This is a genomic window from Alteromonas genovensis (assembly GCF_010500895.1).
GTDB classification, from domain to species: domain Bacteria; phylum Pseudomonadota; class Gammaproteobacteria; order Enterobacterales; family Alteromonadaceae; genus Alteromonas; species Alteromonas genovensis.
Genome location: NZ_JAAAWO010000003.1, coordinates 312,471 through 333,746, shown reverse-complemented (window position 1 = coordinate 333,746; position 21,276 = coordinate 312,471). Strand labels below are relative to the sequence as shown.

17 protein-coding genes are annotated in these 21,276 nt (G+C 39.5%); 16 read left to right on the top strand and 1 reads right to left on the bottom strand.

Annotated elements, in window-relative coordinates:
* Positions 1-17: 17 nt before the first annotated feature.
* From GTQ48_RS06540 to nei, 16 genes are all read left to right on the top strand, one after another.
* A complete protein-coding gene (locus tag GTQ48_RS06540; protein ID WP_163105713.1) occupies positions 18-1,601 on the top strand; it encodes a DUF4145 domain-containing protein in 1,584 nt (527 codons plus the stop codon).
* Positions 1,602-1,742: 141 nt separating this feature from the next.
* Complete coding sequence (locus GTQ48_RS06535) at positions 1,743-2,078, top strand: DUF4258 domain-containing protein (protein WP_163105711.1); 336 nt, start codon at positions 1,743-1,745, stop codon at positions 2,076-2,078.
* 51 nt (positions 2,079-2,129) lie between these two features.
* The gene (locus tag GTQ48_RS06530; RefSeq protein ID WP_163105710.1) at positions 2,130-2,819 is read left to right on the top strand and encodes a vWA domain-containing protein; all 690 of its coding nucleotides are present in this window, start codon (positions 2,130-2,132) and stop codon (positions 2,817-2,819) included.
* Positions 2,819-3,505, top strand: a complete 687-nt coding sequence (locus tag GTQ48_RS06525; RefSeq protein WP_163105709.1) for a PP2C family serine/threonine-protein phosphatase — start codon at positions 2,819-2,821, stop codon at positions 3,503-3,505. The genes GTQ48_RS06530 and GTQ48_RS06525 overlap by 1 nt, the downstream gene beginning before the upstream one ends.
* A 24-nt stretch (positions 3,506-3,529) precedes the next feature.
* Positions 3,530-5,011, top strand: a complete 1,482-nt coding sequence (locus GTQ48_RS06520; RefSeq protein WP_163105708.1) for a serine/threonine protein kinase — start codon at positions 3,530-3,532, stop codon at positions 5,009-5,011.
* 4 nt (positions 5,012-5,015) lie between these two features.
* Positions 5,016-8,294: a DEAD/DEAH box helicase gene (locus GTQ48_RS06515; RefSeq protein WP_163105707.1), complete on the top strand. Its 3,279-nt coding sequence runs from the start codon at positions 5,016-5,018 to the stop codon at positions 8,292-8,294.
* Positions 8,291-9,808, top strand: a complete 1,518-nt coding sequence (locus GTQ48_RS06510) for a hypothetical protein (protein ID WP_163105706.1) — start codon at positions 8,291-8,293, stop codon at positions 9,806-9,808. The genes GTQ48_RS06515 and GTQ48_RS06510 overlap by 4 nt, the downstream gene beginning before the upstream one ends.
* A complete protein-coding gene (locus GTQ48_RS06505; protein WP_163105705.1) occupies positions 9,808-12,222 on the top strand; it encodes an AAA family ATPase in 2,415 nt (804 codons plus the stop codon). Before GTQ48_RS06510 ends, GTQ48_RS06505 begins: the two co-directional genes overlap by 1 nt.
* Positions 12,219-14,066 (top strand): hypothetical protein, encoded by a 1,848-nt coding sequence (locus GTQ48_RS06500; RefSeq protein ID WP_163105704.1) that lies wholly within the window; start codon positions 12,219-12,221, stop codon positions 14,064-14,066. Before GTQ48_RS06505 ends, GTQ48_RS06500 begins: the two co-directional genes overlap by 4 nt.
* A gap of 146 nt (positions 14,067-14,212) precedes the next feature.
* A complete protein-coding gene (locus GTQ48_RS06495) occupies positions 14,213-14,833 on the top strand; it encodes a dual OB domain-containing protein (protein ID WP_163105703.1) in 621 nt (206 codons plus the stop codon).
* 10 nt (positions 14,834-14,843) lie between these two features.
* A complete protein-coding gene (locus tag GTQ48_RS06490) occupies positions 14,844-15,284 on the top strand; it encodes a DUF488 domain-containing protein (RefSeq protein ID WP_163105702.1) in 441 nt (146 codons plus the stop codon).
* The gene (locus GTQ48_RS06485) at positions 15,284-15,889 is read left to right on the top strand and encodes a DUF4326 domain-containing protein (RefSeq protein ID WP_163105701.1); all 606 of its coding nucleotides are present in this window, start codon (positions 15,284-15,286) and stop codon (positions 15,887-15,889) included. Before GTQ48_RS06490 ends, GTQ48_RS06485 begins: the two co-directional genes overlap by 1 nt.
* Before the next feature lie 170 nt (positions 15,890-16,059).
* The gene (locus GTQ48_RS06480) at positions 16,060-16,485 is read left to right on the top strand and encodes a hypothetical protein (RefSeq protein ID WP_163105700.1); all 426 of its coding nucleotides are present in this window, start codon (positions 16,060-16,062) and stop codon (positions 16,483-16,485) included.
* A gap of 646 nt (positions 16,486-17,131) precedes the next feature.
* On the top strand, positions 17,132-18,577 hold the full coding sequence (locus tag GTQ48_RS06475) for a tyrosine-type recombinase/integrase (RefSeq protein ID WP_163105699.1): 1,446 nt from the start codon (positions 17,132-17,134) through the stop codon (positions 18,575-18,577).
* A 247-nt stretch (positions 18,578-18,824) separates the two neighbouring features.
* Positions 18,825-19,565 (top strand): hypothetical protein, encoded by a 741-nt coding sequence (locus GTQ48_RS06470; protein ID WP_163105698.1) that lies wholly within the window; start codon positions 18,825-18,827, stop codon positions 19,563-19,565.
* Positions 19,566-19,855: 290 nt separating this feature from the next.
* Entirely contained in the window at positions 19,856-20,680 is an 825-nt protein-coding gene (gene nei, locus GTQ48_RS06465) for an endonuclease VIII (protein ID WP_163105697.1), read from the top strand.
* 34 nt (positions 20,681-20,714) lie between these two features.
* Here nei and GTQ48_RS06460 read toward each other — a convergent pair whose 3' ends face one another.
* On the bottom strand, positions 20,715-21,152 hold the full coding sequence (locus tag GTQ48_RS06460) for a DUF1499 domain-containing protein (RefSeq protein WP_163105696.1): 438 nt from the start codon (positions 21,150-21,152) through the stop codon (positions 20,715-20,717).
* Positions 21,153-21,276: the final 124 nt, after the last annotated feature.

The following is a 21,276-nucleotide window of genomic DNA, read 5'->3' as shown; positions in this document are numbered from 1 at the left end:
AACAACAAGGATGTTTTATGTCACAGTTACTCAACGCCATTGAAGAGCGCCAATTACTCGGTATTAACCCGCAAGATGAAAACAACATCAGTGAATACCTTGATTATGCATTAAACCCTAATAGCGAAAATAAGGAACAAGGCACAGCAAACGATTTTCAAGTTATTGTGGTGCCATCCCTTTGGATAAACAGCACGAAACATAAGCGGCAGCTAGCACCTGTGTTTGAGCAATATGCTCTACATGCTTTGGTTGATGTTGGCGCTATTTGGTCGCCTGTCACCAGTGTATCTTTTAGTTTGTTAGTCTTGGGCTATGAGCCTGTTAGTGACGTTCTAATGGCCGACTTTTCGGCGAATGCTCCAGCACAAAAGAGCAGCCCAGTCGATTCTAAACTAACACACAAAGCAGATAAATCGGGCGAGTTACCTAATATTGTTTACACCGAAACATTCACACAATTTCTAGCGCAAATTGAACAAGAACTTTTTGGCGCAGCTAGTTCCGCAAAGAATGAGCAACAAGAGCAGCCGTTCAATATTTTCAAAGTGCCAGTCAACGAGCTTGATATGTCACGCTTACAGGTTGCTTTTTATCATCCGGACAATCAAATCGATATAAACCGCTACAAAAAAGCCAAATTTGAAGCCTTAGAAAAGTTAGCCGATATCAAAATGGTGAACTCAGTTAAACGGGGTGACTTGGTTCAGGGGCAAGTGTTTAAATGGCCGTTAGTAGGGAAAGCTAAGCTACCTTGTAACCAGAATGAATTACCGATTACTGAAGGTGATGCGACAAATCAGGTGTTGGCGGAGCGCGATATTATTATCACACCCAATTGCTCAAAGGTGTTTTTGGTCACCAAAGAGTTGAAAGGTGTTTACGCTCCAGCACATAGTTTTCATGTTCGCCTTCGGGCTAACGTAGCAGTTTCAGCACAATACTTATCTTTGTATTTACAAAGTGAGTTTGCCAAAAAGTATTCGCTCAAAATGGCGATCGGTAGCGTAATTCCACGTGTTGCGCTTAATGATTTTCAAAAGTTACCTATTTTATTACCTGATGATGACACCTTGGCGAAAATCGATGAGCTTTATCAACGGCTGCAAACACCAGAGTCAGATCTCGACAAAATCAATAACCTCATTGCAGGCACTAAAGACCAAGGCCGTTTGCAAGATAGTTTTTTGTTAGAAGAGCTAGAAAAGTTACGTATTTCAAAGCGCAGCATTATCGAAAAATTGATAAAAGATGATTTAAAAGAACTGAAAGTATGCATTGACAAAGGATTGTATAAATCCTCAATGGTGCTCTGTGGCTCAATTTTAGAAGCCATTATTCTTGACTGGTTATCTGAAAGCGAAAAACACGATTACTATCGCGATGGTGTAGGAATTAGTTTAAACGAAGCTATCACATCCCTTAAAAAGCTCGGTGAACTGGATTATGAAGCTGCAAATGCTGCACATAATATTCGTACAATGCGCAACCTTATTCACCCTAGAAACTACTTTCAAAACCAAGGAAAAGTAACCAAGCGTGAGTGTAAAAAATTGCTAGAGCAATTAAAAATTATCATTGCAGCGTATCAAAAATTATAAAAGTAATTATTATTATTATTTAGTAATTATACTTACTTTACTTATTTATGCTTGTGGTGTAAATTTCAATAAAAACAGTCTCTTATATTTTGGTCTGATTTTCGCTATTTCATATGTATCCAATCATATGAGGAAGAAAACATGACCTTTATTGTGAAAGAAGATGATCGACTTTTAATTGCACCAGACCTTACAAACAGCCAGCACGCGCAGACAAGAGAAGGGCAAAGAGGGATATCTAAAAAGCAGGTAATGCTTACTTACAAATATGGTCGCGTTATTCACGCAAGACGCGCTACCTACTATGTTATTGGAAAAAAAGAAATTGAAAGATATGGCTCTATTGAGCCTGATCTGAAAGCGATGAATGGAATCCAGCTTGTTGTGTCGTCAAATGGAACAGTATTGACAGCCTTCCGAAATAAAGACCTCAGAAAGATCCGTCCATTCAAGCACAGCCACAAACACTTACATTAATTTACAGTTGATTGAATTGAGTCAATCTAAGTTAAAAGGATAGAAACAAAAATGAGTCTAAAAAAATTCGCAGTAGCAAAAGCAAGAGCACTCCCTGTCATTATTCTAGCGGATACCAGTGGCAGTATGTCGGTAAACGGGAAGATCGCAGCCCTAAATGAAGCCGTTCAGAACATGGTTGCGACATTCAAACAAGAATCTGCACGACAAGCTGAAATTCAAGTGGGTTTAATTACCTTTGGTGGCGATAGCGCTGAGATGCACTTACCACTTGCTAAAGCGTCAGAAATAGAGGCTATGCAGCCACTAGATGCGTTTGGTCGCACACCAATGGGACATGCGTTCGAACTGGCTACTGAGGTGCTTGAAGACAAAGAACTGATTACGTCTCGCGATTATCGCCCTGTTTTAATTTTACTTTCTGACGGTATCCCTACCGACAGTTGGCAAGCTGGTTTAGAACGTTTAACCACCAGTGAGCGAGGTCAAAAAGCCAGCCGCTTTGCAATGGCAATAGGGGCTGAAGCTAATATCGATGTACTTGAAGCATTCAACAACGACCTAGAAGCGCGAGTATTTAAAGCCAATGAAGCCAGAGATATTCACCGCTTCTTTAGAGCAGTCACTATGAGTGTAACAGCACGCTCGCAAAGTAGAACCCCCAACGAACTTGCGCCGATTAACTTTGATGAATTAGACCACGATGACGACGACTTGGGCTTAGACCTAGAAGGCTTGTGATGAGCATTTGCCATTTAAGCGTTTCTGTTATTGGGCCTGGTCATTTGTTAAATGGTCAGCCTAATCAAGATTCAGTGCTAGTAAAGCGAGTGCCAAATGGCTGGCTAGCTGTGGTTTGCGATGGCATGGGATCTAAGCCTCATTCGGATATAGGATCAAGGCAAGCATGCCGAGCTGCTTTTGACGTCATCAAGACGGTTGATTTCAATATTGAGAGCAAATCGCTTATCAAGCGGATTTATCAACACTGGCTGGACTCGCTTGGCAATATGACAGCCAACGACGCGGTAACAACGTGTTTGATTGCCTGGGTCTCTGATAGCGGAGAGCTAAGAACGTTTCAGATAGGCGACGGTTTAATTTTAACTTCGCAACAGACAACTGAGCGTTCGGATACAAATGATTTTGGCAACATCACTACAGGCTTAGGAAAATCCAAACAGTTTTCCGACTGGCAAGTTACAAAGCAGCAATTGAAAGTAGGCGATGTGATTGCGTTGATGACCGACGGCATTAGTGAAGATATCAACCAAGGTATGGAACTGGCGTTCGTTAATTCAATTGTTGAAAGCACTGATGGCAAGAGCATTAGGCAAGCTAAAGCTTGGTTAAAAAACGAATTTAGAAATTGGGGCACGCCTAATCACACAGATGACAAAACACTTGCAATATTGGTTTTGAGCTAGCTGTGCAGAATAAGGGATATAAAAATGGCAAGTGGGCAAACTAAAAAACGGATAGTTACTGACACTTTTGGTCAAGAGTTTGAGTTAGTTAAAAAGATTGGACATGGTGGGCAGGGAGTTGTTTGTACAACGCAAGTTGATAACGTGCTAGTAAAAATGAGCACCCAGCGAGACAAAAATAAAAAGAGAAAATGGCTTGAGCATGTTCATTGGTTAATGAGGCAGCCTTTAGAGCAATTAAACATTGCTAAACCCTTCTCGCGCATTGCTATGAAAGGAAATAACTTTGGTTATGCAATGGAACTGATGGACGGGTTAATTCCACTAGAAAAAGTTATGAATGAAACTGAAGAGTTAATCGCTTCAGAGGGTTCAATAGATCATTACTTATCTACAGGTGGCTTAAAGCGTCGGATGACTATTTTGGCAAAGCTTGCCAGAACACTGTCAGATCTCCATGCGAGGGGATTAGCTTATGGTGATTTATCACCAGCTAACATATTTGTTTCAGAAAACCCTGATTACTCTGAAGTATGGCTGATTGATTGTGACAATATCTGCATTAATCAGCGCGAAAGTTTTGATTCAGTAGAACAAGAAGGGCAGGCAGGTCGAATCTTTAGCCCTGGGTTTGGTGCTCCAGAAGTAGTTAATGGCGATAGCCTTGTTTCATCGCTAACGGATGCATGGAGTTTTGCAGTTGTTGCGATGAAGTTATTGACAACTAATCACCCATTTATTGGTGAGGTTGTTGAAAATGGGACACCTGAAGACGAAGAGAGAGCGTTTGCGGGGGAGCTGCCTTGGATATACCACCCAACAGATCATTCTAATGCCCTAGATGAAGATTATCCCAAAGGCATACCACTAGAACTGGTAGCGTTAAACCCACTTTATAGTTTATTCGAGCAGTGCTTCAACGCGGGTAAAGACGAACCGCTAGCTAGGCCAAGTTTAGCTGAATGGGCGGGGGTTCTGGAAAAGCTTACGCATATGCTAGTGAAGTGCCAAAACAGCGAATGCAATGCTTCTTTTAACTATGTGGTGCGTGACCGAAAATTAGAGTGTCCTTTTTGTGATTCGTTAATAGGCGGCCGCCAAATTTTGTATATTCGTAACTATTTGTATGATGAGTCGATCACGGCTTTAGAAAATGCTGATGTTCGTGATGCTTACATAAATACTGGGTGCAACCAAACGCTTAATATTGGTGAAACCATTGTAATCAAAAACTCTTGCCCTGGTTCTCTGTACTGGTCTGAATCACAAGAACTGTTATCCCTAAGTTTTTCAAAAGAGGGTTTAGAGATCACTCCGATAGGTGCTAAATCTTTTGAGATGGGGTTTGCAGACTTTAGGTTAGAACTAGACAAACACAAACTTCAAACGTTCAACTCTAAAACGCCCATAGCTGCCTCAACGAGAGCGAATAGGTGGTTAATAATTGTGCCGATCGTTGATACGCCGGAGCCACAAATAGCTAATTTGTTCAGGTTGAGGTGGTAGGCTGATGATTACTCAAGACTTAAGACATTTAACTCAAGAAACGATTATTGAAATTGTCATTGAAGAGGAGGCTATTTCGGCGCTTGATTGTAAGCAAGATATCTCTTTTCATTTAACCCACGACGAGCTGTTTATTAAGCAAAATGACCTTTTGGCACAAGTTACCAACGCTGAAGTGTTTGATAACTATGGTGACATTGAGCACTTTATTTGGATACCGATTTCTAAACAAGAAAAGAAGGTGCTTATTCAGACGATCCCTTGCTTACCAAATTATTTGGATTTTCACGAGCTACAAGTGTCGGTAGACGAGAATATTATTGAGCAAGTTTCTAAACTCGCAAAGCTAAAAAATAAAGACATTGATAGCGTAGCGGAATGGCTAAAAAGCGAGTTTGTACTTGAAGTTAATAATCAGTCGAAAGTGTTAACGGCGGTATCTAATGCAAGCGTCGCGGATAACAGAGGATTAACGATTGTAGGTAAAAATAGCTTACTTGAAGTGCAATTTACGCCCGAACAAAGGGTGTGGGCGAAATCAGTTAAAAAGCTGCATCGTAAAATCAAGTTCAATTTAAGTTCGTTAGATTGTGAGTTATCGTTTGTTGACTATACGGTTGCAGCCCGCATTCAAGATCCTTTAGTTAAGCAAAAACTTGAGGAGTTAAATCGTGATAATTCAACATACATAAACTTGTGGAACCAATACAACCAAAAAGTTAAAGAAAAGGCGGTGGAACTTGCCAACAACGCTGGCTTCGTTCGTTATATCAAAATCGATAAAGAAGACTCAGTTGATGATGTTAAGTGGAAGTTTTACTTCCAAGAAAAAGATATTGAGAAAGTTAAACAGATTGCCGCAACTTTAAGAGAAGAGCCTAACCATACGTTAGAGATAAACAAGCGATTGCCTAGCTGGTTAGAGAATAATATTGGTGATATAGGGCTTGAGAAGGATGAAAAGGTAGAAAGTATTTCTGCTCGATTTTCGGGGCACACTAATCAGTATATAACGCTCAAGTTAAACTCTTACGGAAAGCCTGAAGAAAAAGGTGTTATTTATTTGTCGATTAGTGGCTCAATTGTACAGACGCAGCGACGCGAGCAGGCTAGGGATGCTATTACAAACTTCTTGAACCCAATGAAAGATCTACGTCTGTTATTGGAAGACCAAGATTTTAGTATCTCAAGGCAAAAGCAGGCCAAACACAAACTGAAGCCGCTAACCGCAGCCGCGCGAAGTTCATTCAAAGGTGAGCCAACAGAAAAACAGATAGAAGCACTAGACGTTGCTTTAAATACACCTGATATAGCGTTAATTCTTGGGCCTCCAGGCACAGGCAAAACTCAAGTTATTAGTGCGTTACAAAATAGGTTGGCGGAAGAACATAAAAGTAATTTAACGGGGCAAATACTACTTACCAGCTATCAAAATGATGCGGTTGATAATGTCATTGCCAGATCTGAAGCGTTTGGTATTCCCGCTATTAGAGCGGATGACAACACGCGTGCCCCTTTTCTTTTGGAGCAATGGAGCAAGAAACAAATACATAATTTGACTGAAGTCGCGAATGAGCTATCTCAAAACGACAGCAGTTATAAAATTATAAATAATATTCGAAAAGACATAGCAGCCATATTAGCGTCGCGTGTAGATAAAAAGCAAAAACACGAGCGTATAAAAAGTCTTCTTGAAGATATTGATAACCTTAGAATAAACCACGGTTTTGATATACCTCAGTCCCTGAAGGCAAAACTTGAGCAACAGTTTGACACTCAAGTTGATGAGAACAACCCGCCTTCTAACCGATTATTGCTGCGTCAAGTTAGAGGTTTACGAACCTCTGAGCGAGCGTATGACGATGATGGTTATGAACAGTCTTTCAAGTGTCTATCCGCTTTACGCAGAACAGGGCGATTTGTAGAAGAAGTAGAAGTTCTAGATAAAATTATCGAGAAGCTGACTCTAAGTGCCAAAGACTTTGAAAAACTCAGAGAAATCAAAAATAAGTTACTCGACGATTTAATCCCCGATTACCGACCTAAGTCGTTACAAGTTGAGCTTTCAAAAGAAGAAATATCAACGCTCCATCAATTGAACGACGTAATCGCTAAGCACGCAATGAATTGTGCAGCGGGAATACCTGATGTTATCGAGGAGTATTTAGACTTAATCAAGTATCAACCGGATTACCTTGCAAAAAGTGTTAGAGACTACACCACGTCAATTGGTGCATCGTGTCAGCGCTCTGCGGGTCAACAGGTTGAAAAGTATAAAGAGCAGATTAATAGCTCTTTGGATGAAGTCGGCGGAGACTTTACCTTCGATACCGTTATTGTAGATGAGGCTGCCAGAGCAAACCCGCTTGATTTGTTTATTCCAATGGCTTTAGCAGCGAAGCGAATAGTTTTGGTTGGAGATCACTTCCAGCTACCGCAAATGTTAGAACCTGATATTGAAAAAGAAATGATTGAAGCAGGTGACTTGCAACAAGAGACTGCTAAAGCCATCAAAATGAGTCTTTTCGAGCGACTTTATACGCAATTAAAAGCTCGCCAAGCCAAAGACGGAATTCAACGAACAGTTATGCTGGATACCCAGTTCAGAATGCATCCAGATATCGGTAGTTTTGTAAGTCGTTCGTTTTATGAAGCTGAAGGAGAGCCAAAGCTTGAAGCAGGCTTAAGCAAAGATCATTTCGAACTCGGTATTGCTAAGTACAAAGGTAAAGTAGCCGAGTGGATTGACCTGCCGCTTCAGTCTGGCAAAGAGCAACGTTCAGGGACTAGTTGGCAACGTGATTGCGAAGCACAAAAAGTTGTTAGTGAAGTGCAAGAGCTTTTTGCAGAAAATCCTAATTTAAGTGTAGGTGTAATTACCTTTTTTGCAGCCCAACGAGAGTTAATTCTAAATAAGCTTGCGCAAGTAGGCATTTGCCAAAAATTGGAAGATGATTGGGAGTATCTGCCTGGCTTTAAAACCACTGAAGAGGGAGATGAAAAAATTCGAGTTGGTTCTGTTGATGCGTTTCAAGGAAAGGAGTTTGATGTGGTGATCCTATCAACGGTTCGCTCAAATAACATTAAGGCATCAGATGAGAATGGATATCGAAAAAAATACGGTTTCATTCGCACACCAAACCGTTTAAACGTAGCGTTTAGTCGCGCTAAGAGCTTAATCAAAGTTGTTGGTGACAAAGAGATGTTTTCTTGCGACTCAGCTGAAGAAGCCATTCCTCAAGTGTGGGCATTTATTCACGAACTCTGTGGGGGCAGACCATGATTACACACAGAGATATTCAGGATGCTTGCTATTTGAAAAGTAAGCTGAATCGATACCAGAATGAAAAAGATATTTTTTGGCCTTTTTATCTATGGCGAGTAGCTGCTCCCAAAAATAAATCAAGTTTAAATATTTTTCAGATGTTAGTGCTAAAGCTTATTTTGGCAGGGTGCCGTGAAAACGAAAAATTATGTCGATATAGCAATTTAGATAAAGAGCTTATCAGGCACATATTAGCTCAATTAACTAATGAAGGTTATCTTTATGGTTGGAGCCATACAGACAAAGCCAAGCAGTTACTTCTAGGTGTAGAAGAATCTACAAACGAGAAAACAAGTTATTACATACTGCAAGATGCTACAACGGGAAAGTTGATGCCGAGGGTACTTTCTACACTACCACACATTGAAGGAATGGATTTTACTGAGCGTTTCCCTCAATTTGTTCGAAGCAAAGGCTCAGGTAAGTTAGTAAAGCCCTTGTTAATCAGTGATACCGTTAAGCCAGAAGCGCCAACATCAGAGCAGATGAACACCAGCTTAAGAGCCTATCGCAGAGTATTGAACCAGTTAAAGCAAGCTGATTTTTATGTATCTGACGATACGTTAGAAGTTACCTATTCCATTGAGTTTATTGAGCCTGAGCCTATCGCAGCGTTTATCCACACCAAGTTATTTTCAACAATTTCTGGTGAGCGCTCGTGGTATTTATCTGACCCCACAGGATTAACTGAAACTCTTCCAGAATTGAACGATATTGCTGAGCTGCTGCTAGCCTCGAATAAGCACCTTGCTTCTAGAGTTAGTGAGGTGATGGGGATTGCAGAAGACGAACAACCACTAGGTCATAACCAACAAGAACAGCTTTTTGAAGAGCAGGCAAAAGTTGAGTTATTGGCTAGCTACCCGTGGGTACAGCAATACTCGCTTATAGAGAAGCATGTATTAGCAACATTGAGGTTTAAAAAGAGAGTCGAAAAGAGAGTCGATGACTTTAAACCCCCTAGATCTGAAGATTTAGAAGGATTATTGAGCGAGCTGCAAAAAGTAATCGAAGCTTGGTTAAAAACCTTAATGAAACCTGATGAGTCTAACAGCGATTGGGAAGTATTAGTCATGCGTTGGAATACTACGCGTAATGGCGAACGACCTATATTTCAGCATGACAAAAGGCTTGTTGAGCAAATTTATTTAAGCGTTAACGGCGTCAGTACATTTTCAGCGAAAAGGTTATCAACCGTCAAAGGGGGCAACGTTCAGTCAGCAATGACAAGAGGAAATCAATCATTAAAGCCGATGCTAGCCGCCGTACTATTGACGTTACCACATGTTGTTGAGCAGTTATCCACGCTGCTACCTAATTGGTTAGATGATGCTATTCGACTTGCTGACGACAGAAATAGAAAGGCGAGTCATGCCAGTAGTGAAGTTTTGACAAAAGAAGAGGTCCAAAGTCACCTCGATTCAACAAATGAATTATTAACAGTTTTAGAAAAAGTATTAGGAAGGAAATAATGGCGAAAAGAAACCGAGCAAGGAAGCCGCAGGCAACCGCTACAAATACAGCAAATGTAGAACTTGATAAATTAGATAATGCTCTAGCTGCCGTAGATAACCTAGTGGAGAGTGAGAACGGCTCTTTTGTCGGCGCTATGGCTGAAAAGTTTAAGAAAGCGAAAACGTCACACGATGCTGCGAGTGAAGAGCAAAAGAAAGTCGCTTCAGAAACTTTCGGTAATGATATTCAAACGTTGGTTGGCGAACTTAAAAAGTTAGTAGAGCAAAACAAGAAGGTTGAAGTAGAGAATAAGCAAAGTTTAGCGAGACAAAAACAATTAGAGGAATCGTTAGAAGAACTAAAGAAGAAAGCCGAGGCTGAAAAGAAAGAGCTAGATAAGCAAACTAAAGAGCTGTTGGCGAGTAAGAAAAAAATTGCTGAAGATAGAGCTGAATTAGCCATAAAACTAGAAGAGCTGAAGGAACAAGAACTTGACGCTGAAAGTGGGTTCGCAGTAAAACACATGGAGATGCTCAATTCATTTGAAGAAAAACAAAATAAGCTTCATGAATCATTGGAGCAGAAAAAGCTAAAGCTTGAGAAAGAATTAGAGGAGCTAAACAAGTCAAAGCAAACGTTAAACGAAGCTGAAAAGACTTTGCTGGATGAAAAGCTACAACAGTTATTCGCTAAAGAAGCTGAATTAGATGAAAAAGAGATTCAGTTAAAACAAGAAAAAGCACTTATTGAGAGGATGCGTAGGCAGGCGCAATTAACCGACGAAGAAGCAAGTAGTTATAAAATTTCACTTAAAAATGAAATCGAAAAAGAATTTGCTTATCAGATATCTTCACTCGAAAACCAGAAAGCAAACCTTGAGAAACAAATCGCCCAGTATGATCAAGGTGAAAAGCAGTTACTTGCAAAGCTAAGTTCTTTTAAAGAATTAGAAAGACAGTTTGAAGACGCTACGCCGCAAGAGGTTATTGAACAGCTTAGTCATTACAAGCAAACAGTAAACACTCTGCGCTCACAGTTAGATGAAAAGCCTAGTGAGCAGCTTGAAGAGAATTTTAAACAACTCAAAAAGACATACGAGGCACTAGAGCAGGAATACAACAATGCTCATACAGAGTTACAGCAAAACAAAGTGCAACTCACGAAAAGTCGAAAGTCTGTTATTGAGTTAGAACAGATTCAAAAACAGAAACAAGCTTTGGAAAAGCACAATCAATTGCTGAAAGCAGCAGTTGATCAATTAAGCGCTGACGTTGATGATTTAGTTAATAAGCAACAAGCCAAAACTGCCTTCCCCGCTCTTTTGGGGCTAGATAGCAAACTAAGAGCCAAAGGAAGAACCGAATCTGTTCCTTCATTAAGCGAGTTTGCGAATGAGCTTCAGCATCGTATTGCTTGGGATGCGAATGAGCAAAAGGAGCTGTACTATCGATTTGAAGATATTTGTCTGTTTATCGCAGGCCTTGCTATGAGCCGTTTACACATCTTACAAGGAATCAGCGGTACAGGTAAAACTAGCTTGGCAAAGGCATTTGCTAGAGCAGTTGGTGGCGGTGTGAAAACTATTTCTGTTCAAGCTGGCTGGCGAGATAAAGGTGACCTAGTCGGTCATTTTAACGCATTCGAGAAGAAATTTTACGAACAAGAAACGTTACAAGCATTGTATGAAGCACAATCTCCGGCATTTAGCGATCGTCCTTATATTGTTTTGTTGGACGAAATGAACCTTTCAAGACCAGAACAATATTTTGCAGAGTTTTTATCTGCTTTGGAGTTAGATCCCAAAGACCGTATTCTTACCTTGATGACAACGGGCCAACCCAATGGACCGGAAAACTTGATTGAAGGGAGAAAAATTAGAATACCTGAAAACCTGTGGTTTATAGGCACAGCTAACCATGATGAAACAACCTTCGAGTTTGCCGATAAAACTTATGATCGTGCCCATGTCATGGAACTGCCGAGACATAAAAATACGTTTGAAATAAACAAAGACCATGAGCCTATTAGCTACAGCTTTGAATCATTAGAAGTCGCTTTCGAAAGAGCGGCAAATACACATCGCTCTAAGGTCGCTAAGCTTATTCAAGAACTCGATGGCTCTGAGTTTTCAATGATATTAGAGGAAGATTTTAACGTTAGTTGGGGAAATCGACTTGAGCGGCACCTTGTTAGGTTCATTCCTGTCATGCTTGAGTGTGGTAGTGATTTAGGTTTTGCCTTAGATCATATGTTAGCAACTAAGGTATTAAGAGCTGGTAAAGCGACTGGGCGCTATGACACGGAACATGATGACATCTCAAATCTCATTGATGCATTGAAAGCGTTTTGGCGTTCTCAAGGCTTCAATTCAACACCGGAGGCGAGTTTAAAACTCTTAAATAATGAGTTGAAGAAAAAGAGTAGCTTTTGATGATTGCTTGGTATGACAGGTTTAGAGGGAGGCTGGTTAAACAGCTTCCAGAGCAAATCACATCTGAAAGATATACTGCACAAGAGACGTGTGTTTTTAACGGACATTCAAAAATTCAGCCAGCTGACCCTCTTGTTAACGATGGAACCGATAAATTTCAAATCGAACACCAGTTAGGCTCATTTGTTAAGAACGAAAAGTCGGAACAACTTGAGACTGAGCTTGAGATTATCGAAAGCGCAATATTCGCATATCAAGAAGCGAATGATTTGGGGAAAGATAGTTCTTTTCTAATTCCAGATAAACTGCTTGCTCGCTTTGAACTAACTAAATTTGAAGAGTTATTAGTTGATGTCCTTAGAAAAGGTCATCTGCAAGAAATAGCCATAAGACCTAGAATGGAGTTAGTTTATGAAGAGCATCTTGTTCCAATATCCAGAGCGAAAAAAATAGCGGGTTCCGCAAATGCTCATTTGGCCTCGCATTCAGAGTGTTGGCAAACCAGAACACTCACAGGAGTTATTCCTAAAAAAATTCTCGCCTTGGAAAGTGAAGATCAGCTTAATATTTATGAAAATCGAGTGTTCGTGAAACTATTGGAGAATATCGAACGCTATCTGGTAAAACGTATATTGGAGGTAGAAAGGTTAGAACAAATATTCCAGCAAGCAATGAGTTTCCAAAATGCAGAGGGTATATATTTTGAGCTGCGAGACAGTATTTTTACTTTGTGGGGAGAAGGTTTTTCCGATGATGAGCAGGCAGACGATGCCGCAATGCAAGGTATTGCCACACTTGAACTCCTAACAAAGATGTTAAAAAAAGTGAGAACATTACAGCATTCCGGTTTGTATCTCTCTTTGACTAATAAGGTTCATGTACCACTAAAATTAAATATGACTAACGTTTTGTCACATGACCAGCATTATCGTCATGTAGCAAGGTTATGGAATAGTTGGTTGGATACCCAGCAAGCTAACAACCTCGACCCTAAACAAATCTTTGAACGAAATAAGAAACTTGCTAATGCTTATTCGCAATATTGTTGCGACTTAGTGAAACGAACGCTGCATGAACTCGGTTTTAAGGAATCGTCACCAAACTATTTTGAAAGAAATGGAAATCAGACCGTATATCTTGAGTTAACAGATGCCTCTGAGATCGTATTAAAGTCACCTGAACAGAATCTAAGCTTTGTACCGTGCTTCAACAGTCATATTGACCAATCAGATATAGAGTTGATGGAAAGCTACCAAAGAGTATTGCTTTCTATAGATGCTGATGAAGCAACGGGAGAACATAACCTTTGCGCTTCTCCTATCAATTTCTATTCATTGGAACAGTTGGCAATATTGATCTCGAAGTGGTTAGCTAGCCAAGTAGTTCAAGCTCTTGGAAATACACTATCTAGAGTTCCGTCAGCCCTGATACGATTTTTGGAGAGTATAAATACGAGGCGACATTGGCAGCTTGAAGGTAATAGCGTCACCATGATAAAGCCATTTATAGACGTAAAGCCAAGGTTATTGGATTTCAAGGAAGGGCATAAGCAGGACGTTTCCATCGCTAAGGCAATTGATGCCGTGATGGAGGCCGCAGAAAGGTTTGAAGAGTTGTTGTATTGTCCTTGTTGTGGTGCAAAAGCTGATGAAGAACAATGGGTTTCTAGGGATTACAATTGCTTCGCCATTCGAAATTCTAACTGTAATCACGTGTGGGAAGTTAATCGAAAAGCGGATGGCAACAAAGTTTTAAAGGTTCTACCGAACAAGGCTTTAGGCAGTAATGTGTTAGACGACGTTAAGCGGATTGGTAGATTCAGCATTTCAGTAAATACAAGTTAAAAATTTTTATTATTTAGTAATTAATGTTATTTTTATCTCGCCGCTGCACGATGTGTTTTTGTTTATCTATTTGAATTAATTGGTGATTTTATTTATGGTTTGATTTTGGCACTACTATAGGAGTTATTAACTTCAGAGTGCCTTTTATGAATCAGCAATCGATACAAACAGTAATTTTTGCAAACTCTATTAAACACGGCCAGCATTGCGTTGCCGGAAAAACATTGGACGGAAAGCATTGGGTAAGACCCGTGTCGGACCGTTGTGGTAAGGAATTAACACATAGCCAAGCTAAGTGCCGAAACCCTCACGGCACCTTTAACGTAAAGCCTTTACAAAAGGTAACTATCGGTCTTTCGGCTCATGCGCCACTGATAAACCAACCTGAAAACTACTTGATTGATGACAGTATTTGGCAACAAAACTTCACCTTAGGGGGTAATAACATTGTCAATTATTTAGACCACCCATCAGATTTATGGGGAAAAGGTGATAGGGTAAGGTATGCGACTATTGATTCCGGCCAACTAGTAATTTCTCAAAGCTTATATTTAGTGCAAGTGACAAATTTAACTCTATATCTCAGTCCGTTTAAAAAAAGAAGAGCATCTTTTACATACAATGGTTATGGGTATGACTTACCTGTGACCGATCCCAGTTTCGACGCTCTTTTTCAAGATAAGAGCGCTATAAAAGGGATACTTTGCATTAGCTTAGGAGAAGAGTATGAAGGTAATTGCTTTAAATTAGTTGCGACTATTTTTTAAGGAAGACGTGATGAATTTATATACGATTGGCTTTACGAAAAAAAATGCGGAAACATTTTTTACTTTCCTGCGAGAATCTGACGTTAAGACACTTATTGACGTAAGATTAAATAATGTCTCGCAGCTAGCAGGCTTTGCGAAAAAAAACGATCTTCAGTTTTTCTTAAAAGAACTTTGTGGGGCTGATTACGTACACTCGCCAGAGTTAGCTCCCACCAAGGAAATGCTTGGTGCCTATAAAAAAGGCGAAATACCTTGGATAGCCTATGAAGACAAATTTTTAAACCTTATGAGCCAAAGAAATATTGAAAAGTTGATTACGTCAAGTCTGCTTGATAATGGTTGTTTACTTTGTAGTGAACACGAACCCCATTTATGCCACCGAAGCTTGGTCATACAATACTTAAACGAGCACTCTAACCTAGAATTAACAGTGAAACACTTATATTAATGAACAGCGTTCTAATACTTTATCCAAGCCCTTTCAACTGCTATTCAAAATTCGTAAGAAAGGTGCAAAAAATCACTTCAACTCTAGGAAAGGTTGAAATTATTTTTACCGATGATCCAAACGAATTGATTCAAAAAATATGTGCTGAAAGCTCTGGTCATATTGTCAGCCGTAAGGTGGATGCTTGGAGATTAAATGACATTTCACATGCTATTATTTTTGATGACGGTGAAGAGTTTGCTGAAGAAACAAATTCATTAACTTTGAATAATAAACCGTTCAGATTGATAAGAGTAAAATTGACTAGGGTTATCAATATAAAGCGTGAAACCGAGTATCAATCGCAAAAGAGTACACCTAGCTATGAATACATTGGGAGGGGGTCTTACTGGGGTAATCCATATTCAATGTTTGAAGAGGGGGATGATAGAGAAGAAGTAATACGTAAATATAAATATGATTTCGACTTTGAAAAATTTCCAAATAAAGAAAAAAAAGAAGTTTATAAATTAGCTGGAAAGCGACTAGGGTGCTTTTGTAAACCTGAATCTTGTCACGGTGATGTTTTAGCTGACTTTTTAAATCAGTGGGATGACGGAAGATAAGTGACGATGCTCTGCGCTCTATCCTTGATAGAGGCCAATAACCGAAATAAACAAGAGGAAGATAGACATTCGGCAAATTTTTGTTGCTGAACGTTGCAGTCAAAGAATTTGAAAAGTATCACAATTTCATTAAATTTTCTACTGTAGACAATCACTTAACGGAGAATTTAATGAAAAAGATAATGTCGTTGATAGAACTTATTGGCATACCGCACCTTACTCACCAGACTGACTTTACTCAATCAGAAACGATTGATTCGCCATCGGGTATGGAAGACAGCTCTTTGACTGTGGTCAATCCTTGCTCAGGTTTACCGTTTGTCGATAGTTGCTCTCATATTGACGTCGGAGGCAATCCACTTGGTGTCTGCGACAAACTAGGAACTGAAAGCGATTTAGCACTAATGGATGGCTTGCATCAAATGAGCAATTCAATTGATGAATCAGACACAGCTGATATGGATATTGGAACTTCGAGTATTTTAAGTGTTAACACTGATAGCTTTGATGACGCCACCACGACGAACTTTTTAGATGATGATTTAAGTGATACTTCCACGGACCATTCGTTTGATGATAGCTGGGGTGATTGGTGAGTGAGTTGGAGGCCCATCAAGTAATTTGCCTTGCCCTGGGCACCGTCAGCGGTATTTGCCTCGCTTCGTTTTTTTTGACGTTAAACCTAGGCTTTGTTTTCCTGAACCTTGTTTGTCTTCATAAAGTGTTATTCGGTATGAGAGCATATTATAAAGATGACTCAAGAGCTAAAAGTGGCCGTGAATTGTTACTCACTACACTCTGGAGATTTGATTAACGTCATAAAATTGCCACTTTTGAAAGCCTACTTGATTGGATATGAAACGATTATGTCCTCGCCATGGATGGCACCCTTCGGAATAAATACCCTTCTGATAAAGCCAAAAAAATAAATTTATTTTTTTGAGAATTTCTATTGTTATTAATAAACACTTGAAAAATATAGATAAATTTACCGTTTTCAAAAACATAGAAGTTTAGGGAGAAAATGGATTTTTCTTTACACTGTTCTCAACCTAGTATTCAGAGAGCAGTAATATGTATTCATTATTTATCGTTAAACCAGCTATGATTCACACCGTGTAGCGTCTCAGACTTTTCCAAAACTGACGTTTAGTGATGCTTCCCAATAGCCAAACTACAATAAATGGTCTACTCCCAAACGGCGAGTTAGACTTTGAGTGGTTGGTACAAAACTGTGATGTCTTGCTTGATAAAGCAGTGCTTAAGCTTCTTATAGATGATTTGGGAGGCGTAAATTTAAGCAATCATGGAAAAGTGATTCGATTTGCAAAGAGGGTAAAAGGTAAGCCTATACGAATAAATTTAGGTGATGCGACATTTAATGGGGCGGTATCTTCGGCAAAGAGATCAAAAGAACTCATAATCGCAAATGAGTGTGATCTCATTACTGAGAAAACAAGATGTGAGAAGCGTAGCTCAGTAAGAATAACGGTCAAAGATGTTTGCGCAGATTACCAGAGCAATGAGCTGGTAGGTTTAAAGCCTGCAACTATAAAAGGTTATAAAACGCTTCTAAATCGACTTGTGAAGCATTTTAATCATATACCACTGGAAAAACTTAATCATTATGATGTAGAGAGTTGGGTTACATCCAATTTAGATAATTCTGCACTTAGTTGGAAGACAATCAAAGAAACGTTATGGATGTTAGAGCAGATAATATCCAGAGCGAAGCTTATGAATATCACGCTGGTAAACCAAGGCGCAGTTGATTTCAAGAAGCTGAAGAAATACCTCTCTCGATTCGAGCAACAAGAAAAAACAGTTGACGATACAAAAACACTTTCAGTAGATGATCTACAGACTTTAGAGGCGCTGAGTCATGAAGAGTTGTTGCAACATAACTTACACATTATAAGAGATTCAGCATTATTAACTGCAAAGTCTGTTGCTACACGATCTGGTGAAGCTCGCGCTATTGCATTGGAAGATGTGTTAAGAGACGAAAATGGTGACTATAAGATTAACGTAGTCCGGTCTCTTGTTCTCGAACAATTCAAACAACCCAAAACATACAATAAATGTCTGAGTGTTGTAGACGTATTCGATGTAGCTAAACTCTATTTAGAGCGCTTAATAGATGATGCCCAGGGTTACAGTAGCAGACAACTCGAAGTATTAAACCAGAATAACGAAGTGGAGCTTCAGAGTGTCACGCCGCTCGTAATCAACCCAGCTACAGGAAATCCTTACACTGAAAAAGAATACAGAAAAGAATTCTATCGATTGCAAGAATATGCAGGCATTGAAGAGCCAATACCTCCAAAGCAATTGCGACATACGGCAGTAAAAACGTTTCAGGATGCTGGGGTCGCTGTCGAAGATTTTTGTAAACAGCTCACTCACGCGAATCATTCAACAACAATAAAGTTTTATGCAGGTGCGGTTCAGCTTCGCAACTCGCCTGAAAAAACTAAAATGATTAATATCAAGTTAGATAATCTTTGGTCTACCGAAAATAAGCCACTAGAAAAAAATCGGTTAAAAAAGAAAGAGAAGTGTCGGCAGCCGACAGTACCAATGCGAATTAATTTAGATAATAAGCAAAAATTGAAAGCTTGGGAGTCCATACACTCTGTTGTTATTGAGCGTCAACCCAAACTAATTCACCTGCCAAATAGTCCATAATAGCCATCACTAATAAGGTTTTTACAGAATATTTCACTTGGTAATTTGGATGATAATTGTACTAATTTGTTAAGTGTAGTTTCGAATTTTGTAGAAAATTTCGAGTCTTAATTTTTTAACTTAAAAAGATTTTCAAACTGCTGACTATTTTTTATGATTTCGATTGATTCGACGTCAACGGTATATTGTAAATGCTACTTAAGTGATTTAGTCTTCACGACAAATTAATTTTTTACATGGATGTTGTATGTCGTTAAGACCATATTATTTAATTACTTTTTTGTTTTTTAGTGTTCACGCACCTAGTAGCGCGAGTATTATTTCGATTAATGGTTATTCGCTAGATACTGACAAAGGAGTTATCTCTTCTAGTGATAACTTGGAGTGGTTGCAGTGGTCAAAAACTATTAACTTATCTCCAAACCAGGCTCTTTCGGGAATAGCTCAAAGTTACGATGGTGGTGGCTGGAAATTAGCAAATAATGAACAAGTCGCTGGTTTACTTAATACATTTAATTTTGGACTAGAGATTGATACTGATTACCGCACCTTTCAAGATAAAAAGGGACCTTATGTACGAGGTGACAATTTAAGTGAAGATCCATTTACACAATTTACGACATTATTCGGAAATACCTACACCTTATCTGCCAATACTACGGGTGTAGATCCTTTATCTTATTCCTACGCACAGTTTGGTGAAAATACCTCAACAGTACAGGCACCCAACAGAGTTCTGGTACAAGGAGACTTTTTTAGCACAACATTCAATCGTCCTTATGCGAGTGAAATATATGTTTCCCATTTAACTGGTAACATGAATGTACACACTAGAACCCTTGGTGTCGCTTTAGTTAGGGAGAAAGCTCAGAACTCAAATATCGTAAATGTATCAGAACCTAGTATATTACTAATGTTTTTCTTTAGTTTACTTTGTTGCGCTAGGAAAGTAGTGAAGAAGAAGCCAAGCTTCAACCTACCTAAATGATGGGATCAATTTGGGATCAGAGAGAGCAAAAAACTATTAAATAATACCCATATTTATCATCACTTTATTTTTTAAAATCAATTGCTTACTTAAAGGGGGGAGGGTTCGAATCCCTCTCTCTCCGCCAAATAAACAAAAAAGCCCCGTTTCTTTGAAAAGAACGGGGCTTTTTTGTGTCTGAATAACTTTGGTTTATAAACTACCAAAAAAATTAAAATCCCTTCACAGATTTCAAACGTAAATTCCTAGTATTATTAGTTTTATTGTTATCCGCATAAGGGTTTAGTGAAATGCCAGAGGGTCCTGAAATTCGTCTTGCTGCGGATAAAATTGCTAAGGTTATTGAAGGTCAGCAGATAGAAGATATAGAAGTTGGTTTGCCTCACCTAACTCAAGGCGCTGCCAAGCTTAAAGGCCGACGGGTTGAGCAAGTTGAGACGAGAGGAAAGGCCATGCTTATTCATTTCGATAATCAGCTTTCGGTTTACTCTCATAATCAACTTTATGGCGTTTGGATGACAGCAAAAAGAGGCGAGTTACCCGCTACCAAGCGTTCTCTTCGATTAGCGCTTCACACCAAGGAAAAGAGCGCATTGCTTTATAGTGCGTCAGATATTGGTATTTATCAGCCTGAAGAGCTTCTCGCCCATCCATTTTTGACAAAGATTGGTCCAGACATACTGCAGAAGAATTTAAAGTGGCAAACCCTCAGTAAACGACTTCTTTCAGCGCGTTTCTGCAATCGCAGTTTAAGCGCGCTGTATCTCGACCAGCATTTTGTAGCGGGTATTGGTAACTATTTGCGAAGTGAAATACTGTTTGCCGCAGGCGTGCATCCTGACTACAAACCTAAGCAGTTAAACTCAGAGCAAATAGAGGCCCTTGCCAGACAAACGATAGCGGTAGGTAAGCGAGCGTATAAAACACGAGGGCATACAGTGCCAACGAGTATTGCCACTGCGCTTGCAAAAACCAAGGGAAGCTATGAAAGCGTTCGGTTTATGGTGTTCAATCGCGAGGAACTTCCTTGTAGAGAATGTGTTACACCAATAATTAAAGGGCAGCGGAATGGGCGCCGGATATATTGGTGTGAAAGCTGTCAGCCATTAGTCTAGTTGAATTACCTTATCCTAAAAACCGGAAAAGGTATTACTTGGCAAACAACGCAGTAACTTTTTTCATTCGCGCTTTATTTACACCTAGGTCGGACAACCCGAGCCGTGATGCCGACCTAAAGTCAATTTTCGTTTTATTACTTTGTGTTTGAGATAGTAAAAACTCAACATCATCAACAAAGCCAAATAATTGCGACCTGAACTCTACTCTCAAGTAATTATCTCGTTTTTCAACTACGGTAGTTCGAGGTAGTGAACGTATTATACTAAGCAATTTTTCCTTTGCGTTTGCCTTTGAACCGTTGAATATAATTGGTGCCATATCCCCAGAGCCATTGTTTATGCTGCTAATGCAGTTAGGAGTAGCAGGGCAGTCTTTAAGCGATTCACCGCTTATACCCAGCTCAGGCGGGGTAATAGAGCAGCCTACAAGCGCTAAAGAACAAAGTAATAAATACAGCTTTTTCATCATTTCTCTTTTTGTATAAATATCACGCCCTAATGTTACACATTAGCACAAGTTTTCCTCTGCATATGCTGTTTGCTCATCAAAGGGCTATGAATGAGGTAAGGGCGTCTCGTTTTTCTATGTATCA